The organism is Moorena sp. SIO4G3, from assembly GCF_010692305.1.
GTDB lineage: Bacteria > Cyanobacteriota > Cyanobacteriia > Cyanobacteriales > Coleofasciculaceae > Moorena > Moorena producens_A.
On sequence record NZ_JAAHIG010000382.1, the window covers coordinates 1 to 8,177 of the forward strand.

An 8,177-nucleotide genomic window follows, 5' to 3' on the forward strand; every position below is an offset into this window, starting at 1 on the left:
CGTAGCGTCGGCGAAGCCGATACGCTTGGGGAGATTTGACCTCTACTGTGGTTGGTGTAAACCTGTCACGGCAAGTCAGTTCTGTGAGCCAAGAATCCCCCTGCTTATAGCTGTGGGGAGTGTCAACCTAAATCAGCAGACCAGACTGCAAATAAACTGACCTTAGCTCCGTTCATAATCCGTTGCGTTTCACAGCTTATTTGCTATCGTATCGGTTGCTGTAACTGGGGTTTTAGGGGCTCAGTCGTATTAATTACAATTCCCAAACTATCGCGCTTCAGTTGTTGGACTGGCTTCCCCACGGATACATCTTTTGGCCACAGTAAGCAACGACTGCCAGGGGGTAGGGAGTTAAGACTAACAGGATTTTGAGTCAGCCAGATCAAGGGTAGGTAAGGTGGTAGGTAGGGTTGGTCTTCGGCTTTGCCATCAACTCCGGCTTGGGTGGCAGCAAGGGCTTCTAACACTACTGAGTTACCGTGCAATAACCCTGTTATTGGTGTCCAGAATTTCACATTTGGCTGAGTTTGACAAGCATAGGAGTACATAGAAGCAGCAGCAATCACGGCTTGTTCAAAGTCTTCGGGATGCCATTGACTGGAGCTATCGAGGCATATGATAATTTCTTGAGAACCAGTCAATACTTCTAACTCCCGTACCAGTAATTCACCGTAACGAGCACTGGTGCGCCAGTGAATCAGACGGGTAGGGTCACCAACTCGGTAAGGTCGTAGTGCTTTGGTAAGGTCTTGGCTAAGTGATTGAGATTTGCGATCGCTTTGGACTTGCATACTGTCCTCTTTACCAATTTCATCCACTAGGGGACAGCGAGTAAAGGGAAGTACAGTGGGATAAACTACTGCCCTAGCGCTGGCATATCGATGGCGACGGCACCAAAATAATCCCAAGGGTGTGGCAGTTCTCAATTGTACCTGTTGCCACCGATAGACTCCTCGTTTGGCGGTGGGATGGTAATAAACCCAGCGATGGACACTTTGGGCTGGAATGCTAGCTACTGGTGTTTTGGTCATTGCTCCGAGTTCTGGTGGGAGCATATCCTGAATTTGTAATAGGCTTTGAGGTCTGAGGGTGGGGTTTTCGATTTCTAGTTCAATGGTTAACTGGTCTCCCACACTGACCGGTGAGATTGGACGTCGGCGTACTGATAGATGGTTAAGCGATCGCACTGGCAAGATAGCGGCAATTACCAGTAGGGCAAAAATAATCGCACTGATGACATAGAGCCATCCTGCCATGGTATTGGTGGCAGCGCCAAAGAAACAAATGGCAATTCCTGCTAAAAGAAAACCTCCATAGGCAGGATTAACCCAGTTGGTTTCTAACCATTCGGTGGTTTGTTTGATAATGCTCATGACTTTTTACAGTTATTCAACCCTCAACTTGTTCTCGTACCTGTTCTACACTCAAGCTAAGGGCTTCTGCTACCTGTTCCACTGTTAGTCCCATCTTCAGGAAACGGGGCACAGCCTCGAAGATTGCCTGTTCAGCTTTTTGAGCTCGTGCATGTTCTACTTCCGCCCGCTCATTACCAATCAGCAATAGATTACCTTGGTTATCCCACCACCTTAACCAGAGTTGGTTTTGATTTTGATAGGTTCCCTGCCACAGTCCCAATTCGATTCCTAATGGTTCAATGGGATAATGACCTCGCTCGTTGGGCTTCATTTTGTGATAGAAACCTTTAAGGAATTCATAGACCTCCAAGTTACCGGTTTTGATTTCATAAATGCCGTAATAGGCAATGCGTATAATCTGCTCATAAACCCAAAATTTGCCTGGTTTAGTTACTTTGCCTTCTTCACTTCGGGATAGAGGAGTTTTGTCTCGTTCTTCTTCCCCGTTCCCACTGGCAAATTCAAGAGCAATTAAAGGAGCAATATATTCTCGCCATATAACGTAGGAACGCCGAATTTCACCATGTAACCTAGGGGGAACGTTGGGAACATAAAACCAGTCAGGAGCTTCTGCTCCTTTTTCGGGTGGGTCAGTTTCTCGCCAATAGATACCACAGTCTTGTCCAATGGCATAGTGTCCATCGGGATGAATTTGTTGTAAAACTGGTCCAATGGAATCTGTGAGTAAGATGCTTTGGGGGTGTTCCTGAAAATTTTTCACAAAACTTCCATCTGATTCTGGTAGTTGGGTGTGATCTGGGAAAGGAGGAGGTAAAACAACCCGGTCAATACTTTGAGTCATGGTTTCCTGATCGGCTACTGCTGGGGGTATAGATTTATTTTGGCAGAATTTTTCACTCGTGAGGACTTAATAAAATTTCCAATTATCTCCCTTAAAAATACCTACAAAATTTTGCGCCCAGTCAAAAGTCCCCGCACTTCCAACATGGCAGAATAAGTAGGCAAAATATGAAGGGTTTCGTCAGCTGGAGTTTCGTCCAAAGCGGTAGCGATCGCTTCTGCTAAATCTTCTTTAATAATCAATTGGCAATTAGTCTGGTCTTGATTCTGGTCTTGATTCTGGTCTTGATTCTGGCTGTATTGTAGACGGAGTGCCATATCATAAACGCGATCGCCACTGACTACCACAGTTCCCCCTGAGTTCACTAATTTCTCTGTATCCACATCCCAAATCCAAGACACATCTGTGCCATCAGGGGTTCGGTCATTGAGTACCACTAGTTTAGTGGATGCTCCACCTTGTTTTTGCAAGTCATTAACAGCTCGAATCGTTTCATTCATCCCTACTGGATTTTTGGATAACAGAATCCGAACCCGCTTCCCATCCACAACTAATTCTTCTGCTCGTCCAAAGGCAGCGCGGAAGGTTTTAATAGTGTTGTAGATGGTATCCCGGTCAATTCCCATCTCTATGGCTAGTAATCCCGCTGCCAATGTATTGTATTTGTTATAGATACCAATTAATATTTGTGGCCACTGGCTACTATTGACTCCTAGTTGAGGTTTACTAAAGCCACATTGAGGACAGTGATAGTCTCCTAGATGGGACAGATAAACTCCCTCATAGTCCAGGGGATGTCCACAACTGGGGCAGTAAATTGAGTCAACAGCATGGGGAATTTCATCAAGATAGACATCTGGCTCACTTAACCCAAAGAAAAGGACTCTCTGGGGTAACTGTTGACCCAGGTAAGAAAGGGTAGGGTCATCCCCGTTTAAAACCACAACGGTTTCCTCTGGTAAGGGAGCGATCGCATTTTGCCAGCGACGGCTAATGGTATCCACTTCCCCATAACGATCCAGCTGGTCACGAAACAGGTTTAAGCCCAAAATAAACTTAGGTTCACAATCAAGCAATACCAAGGGCAGCACATTTTCATCTACTTCCAAAAGGGCGTAGTCAGCATCCAACTGACCAATCCCATTGGTATTAACTAGGAGTGCGGTCACTAAGCCATTAATCAAATTTGCCCCAGTACTATTGTGAGCAACTTGCCAACCAAGGTCTTCCAGGATAGTGCATAGAAGTAGAGAGGTGGTAGTTTTACCGTTAGTACCAACAATTAGAATCACACCTCGTCTGACCTGAGCTAAGAGTAAGGGAAGCACTTGAGGCTGGAAACGACGGGCAATTGCTCCAGGCAGAACACTTGCTGCCCCTAGGTTTAATAACCGAACCAGAGCGGTGACGGTTTTGGCAATGCCTACGGATAACCCTAATCGTAATCTATCGATAATTGATCTAGTCACGGGATGAAAGCTACAAGTTGTTCGTGGATTAAAGAGTTGGAACCAAAGATGAACCGATCAGAATCGAAACTTCCGATCAAAACTAAAAACCTACCATTGATGAAGTGGAGGATAATTAGGGAAGATTTCACGCCCACCACAGCGCAAGTGCTTCACTGTGTCCTTCATGCAATAGTGCTGCATCGTTCATCTTTGATACTTAATAGGCAATGCTACCAGTTCAAGAAGCAGAGTCAATCATTCTCAATTTGGTTCAACCCTTTGACCCACGGCTGGAAACACAGGTGGTAGAGCTATCCGCTGCCACTAATAGAATTCTGGCAGCAACAGTGACCAGTAACTTAGATTTTCCCCACTGGGATAATTCAGCCATGGATGGGTATGCCGTGCGTTATAGCGATGTCCAATCCTGCAATCGCGAACAACCAGTAGTTTTAACTATTGTCGAAGAAATCCCTGCTGGATATCAACCCCAATGTGAAGTCAAACCCGGACAAGCGTCACGGATTTTTACTGGAGGTTGTATGCCAAAAGGAGCTGATACGGTGGTGATCCAAGAAAACACCAAGCTCCAGGACAACCAGGTGGTGATTTTGGAGGCTCCCCAACCCCAAGCCTTTGTCCGTCATCGGGCATCTTTTTACCAAGCCCAAACCAGTCTTATGAAACCAGGAATTAGGCTTGGTGCTCCAGAAATCGCCGTCTTAGCTGCAGCTCAGTGTAACCAATTGACAGTGTATCGGCGTCCTCGGGTGGCAATTTTCTCCACTGGCAACGAGCTAGTAACCCCTGACCAACCCCTAAAACCTGGTCAAATTGTGGATTCTAATCAGTATGCCTTGGCTACCTTTGTCTCGCTATTGGGAGGAGTACCCATACCTATGGGGATTGTGCGCGATCAGCCAGACGCTCTAAAAAATGCGATCGCAAACGCTATCTCCGAAGCAGATATGGTTCTATCTACTGGGGGTGTATCAGTGGGGGATTATGACTATGTAGACCAAATCTTAGCCCAGCTCGGGGCACAGATTCACATCCACTCGGTTGCCGTTAAACCCGGTAAACCCCTAACTGTTGCTACCTTTACCTCCCCCTTGCCTAATTCCCCAGAAGAAAGTGATCTTTCTATTACTCCCTCGTGTTCAAAACGTCCAGTACTTTACTTTGGTCTACCTGGGAATCCCGTTTCAGCACTAGTCAGTTGTTGGCGGTTTGTTAAACCAGCACTGTTAAAACTATCTGGTTTACCGGAGGAAATCTCGAAACCAGTTTTTGTCAAAGCGATCGCATCTAATGACTTACATGCTGGTGGAAGCCGGGAAACTTACCTGTGGGGACAACTGTGTTTAGATGCAGCTGGTACCCACAAATTTCATCTGGCCAGCGGTAGTCATAGTTCTGGTAATTTGATTAATCTTGCTTATACCAATGGTCTAGCGGTGGTGCCAATCGGTAAAACCTTGATTCGGGCTGGTGAATCGGTATTAGTTTTACAGGTAGGGGAAGGTGTAACCAATCCCCACGGCGCTTATGCCGGGGGCTTTCAGTAGCCCTGTACAATATCTGCTAGAGAACAGGATAAGTACGAGCCTCCGGGCAGGGTTACACTCTGCCCCAATTGTTTTATCATCATGGAAGCATTAAAGTCGGGATCCCCATTCCACCCACAAGCACCACATTTGTAGCATTTTCCAGACCGATAAGACTTACCTTTGACCGGATGGATGTGTAGGCTGTGTAAGTCTTAAAATAGATAGAGTAGTGTTGGAAACCAGGTTACTGGTCAGTAGCGCCTATCGATACTATCTACGGTAATCTTCAAGGTCTTAAGCCTAGCCAGCTCAAGCAACTCAAACGGTTGTATCACCAACGCTTACCTAGCGATAACTTGACTACACCGGAGTTTGCTCAACGTGTTGCAGCTATTAGCACAGATATTCAACAGCCCCTATGCACCTACATCAATCGCCGGGGACAAGTGATTCGTGTGGCTGTAGGTACCCCTACTCAGACCAAAATTCCTCCCCTGGAATTGCCCCGTTACGGTGCTGAACGATTGTGCGGGATTCGCTGTATCGCCACTCAGCTCAAATCAGAAACCCCTAGAGAATCTACCCTCACGGCTATGGCAATTCAGCGATTGGATGCATTGGTGGTAATTACGATTACTGGGTCAGGTATGATAAGGCGGGGTGGTGGAGCAACAGGTTATATCAAAGAAACCTATCTCGCACATTTGCTCCCTCCTAGTAACTCAGAAGCAAACAATAAGGTAGACTCTCAACTCCTCAATTGGAGTGTATCATCACCCATGAGTCTGGATATTCTGACTAAGCAGGATTTCCAGGAATTGGTCGAAGAGCTAGAAGCTGAGTTTCGACGGCAATTTGTGGCTCAGCAAGTCGATGTTGACCAAGATAGGGTGCTGATTATAGGATTAATGACTGAAAAAATCAGCCCAGAGCGATTTGAAGATGGCTTAGCAGAAATTGGGCGGTTGGTGGAAACCGCTGGTGGAGAAGTATTAGGGGTAATCCAGCAAAAGCGATCGCATCCCCATCCCCAAACAGTAGTTGGTAGGGGTAAGGTCGAGGAAATTGCCCTGACTACCCAAACCCTAGCCGCTAATCTGGTCGTATTTGACCGCGACCTATCACCAGCACAAGTTCGCAACCTAGAATCCCAAATTGGTGTTCGGGTTGTAGACCGTACTGAAGTGATTCTTGATATTTTCGCCCAACGAGCTCAGTCCCGTGCTGGTAAATTGCAGGTGGAACTGGCACAACTAGAATATATGTTGCCTCGCCTTACTGGTCGGGGTCAGGCCATGTCCCGCTTAGGGGGTGGCATTGGTACTCGTGGTCCGGGTGAAACCAAACTGGAAACGGAACGTCGCTCCATTCAGCGTCGAATTGCCCGACTTCAACAAGAAGTAAACCAATTACAGGCTCATCGGTCAAGGTTAAGGCAGCGGCGTCAGCAACAGGACGTTCCAACAGTGGCGGTCGTTGGTTATACAAATGCGGGCAAATCTACCCTGTTGAATACCCTAACCAATGCTGAGGTTTATACCGCTGACCAGTTATTTGCTACCCTTGACCCCACCACCCGACGCTTACCTATTGTTGACTCAGTAACGGGTAAATCTAGCGCTATGCTATTGATCGATACGGTAGGGTTTATTCACGAGTTACCCCCACCCTTAGTAGATTCATTTCGGGCTACCCTCGAAGAAGTAACAGAAGCAGATGCTTTGCTGCATTTAGTGGATTTATCCCATTCAGCGTGGGCTAGTCACATTCGTTCTGTAATGGGGATTCTCAGGGATATGCCCATTACACCAGGACCGATTTTAGTGGCATTTAATAAAATTGACCAAGTAGACAGTGATACCCTAGCGTTAGCGAAAGAAGAATTTCCTCAAGGAGTGTTTATTTCTGCTAGTAAACGTCTTGGACTGGAGACATTGCGTCAGAAACTAGTTGAGTTAGTTCACTATGCGATCGCAACTCAATAAAGTGAATCAGCTTCATAAAAAATTCACCAAAATTATGAGTTCGCTAGTTCTAAACAAGTAGTTAATTTGGCAGTTTTATTTTTTGCTAGGAGTGGATTTTATAAAGGTCTATCACTACTTCTAGAGAACTACCATTATGAGAAAATGACTTACTAAACTAGGTTAGCTTCATAAAAAATTCACAAGTGTAAGCTAATAGATAGGGATAATTTAATTGTTAAAACCAAAACCAACTTCAAAGTTTGATGCTTCGTTCTGGGGACGCCGATATCCTAAATTTCCTTGAACAAATCCAGTTGGCTCGCAACGTCCCGATTGGCTTAAGGTGCTATCGTCTGCGAACTATGTGCATGCATTTTGGGCGCTGGTTAAACTTAGAGCCAGAAGCAATGCGTCAGCTGGTTTTTTTGTGCTATTGCCACGGTTTAGGGAAAATTAGCATTCCCGATCAGATCCTGTTCAAAACAGGACCGCTGACAGAAAAGGAGTGGACAAAAGTTAAGGAGTATCCTGAAGTTTCAGAACTGATTTGTAACCAGCATCCGTTCCTGAAGGAGTTTGCATTCTTAGTGCGTACCCACCAAGAGAGGCTGAATGGCACTGGTTATCCGGATGGGTTGCGTGGTGAGAAAATTCCTTACATTGTTCAGGTCTTTCAGCTGGTGAATGCGGCAGATGCTATCATCAGCAAGCGGCTATATCGTAACCGTAGTGACCCCCCAGGCATTCGCCCCTACTGGAAACAGGCGGTAGCAGAAATTACCAAAGAAATAAACGTTGGTGCAAGAGATCCAGAACTCTGTGAAAAGTTTTTTCGTTTTCTTGAACTGTACTATCGAGGCGGTGGTTGAGTGCGGCTTGTTCTAGGTAGGAGCCTTCAGAAACTGGAGGGGTATGACTTAGGGAATTCGCGGGTAAAATACCCGAATTCTAACTGTCTATTGGATGGTGGTGAAAAGCCCACCCCATTAAGA

General features: G+C 46.0%; 6 protein-coding genes. 3 read left to right on the top strand and 3 right to left on the bottom strand.

What is annotated here, in order from left to right:
* Window positions 1-203: 203 nt before the first annotated feature.
* From F6J99_RS37250 to F6J99_RS37260, 3 genes are all read right to left on the bottom strand, one after another.
* The gene (locus tag F6J99_RS37250; protein ID WP_293120827.1) at window positions 204-1,373 is read right to left on the bottom strand and encodes a DUF58 domain-containing protein; all 1,170 of its coding nucleotides are present in this window, start codon (window positions 1,371-1,373) and stop codon (window positions 204-206) included.
* Between the two features lie 16 nt (window positions 1,374-1,389).
* Window positions 1,390-2,217 carry a Uma2 family endonuclease gene (locus tag F6J99_RS37255; protein WP_293120829.1) on the bottom strand — a complete coding sequence of 276 codons (828 nt, stop codon included), beginning with the start codon at window positions 2,215-2,217 and terminating at the stop codon, window positions 1,390-1,392.
* A gap of 101 nt (window positions 2,218-2,318) precedes the next feature.
* Window positions 2,319-3,686 (bottom strand): Mur ligase family protein, encoded by a 1,368-nt coding sequence (locus F6J99_RS37260; protein ID WP_293120831.1) that lies wholly within the window; start codon window positions 3,684-3,686, stop codon window positions 2,319-2,321.
* A gap of 209 nt (window positions 3,687-3,895) precedes the next feature.
* On the opposite strand from F6J99_RS37260, the gene glp reads away from it, so the two are divergent.
* The 3 genes from glp (at window position 3,896) to F6J99_RS37275 (ending at window position 8,054) form a co-directional block, all read left to right on the top strand.
* A complete protein-coding gene (gene glp / locus F6J99_RS37265; protein ID WP_293120833.1) occupies window positions 3,896-5,236 on the top strand; it encodes a gephyrin-like molybdotransferase Glp in 1,341 nt (446 codons plus the stop codon).
* Between the two features lie 308 nt (window positions 5,237-5,544).
* Window positions 5,545-7,203, top strand: a complete 1,659-nt coding sequence (gene hflX / locus F6J99_RS37270) for a GTPase HflX (RefSeq protein WP_365975044.1) — start codon at window positions 5,545-5,547, stop codon at window positions 7,201-7,203.
* 245 nt (window positions 7,204-7,448) lie between these two features.
* Entirely contained in the window at window positions 7,449-8,054 is a 606-nt protein-coding gene (locus F6J99_RS37275; protein ID WP_070395214.1) for an HD domain-containing phosphohydrolase, read from the top strand.
* Window positions 8,055-8,177 lie beyond the last annotated feature (123 nt).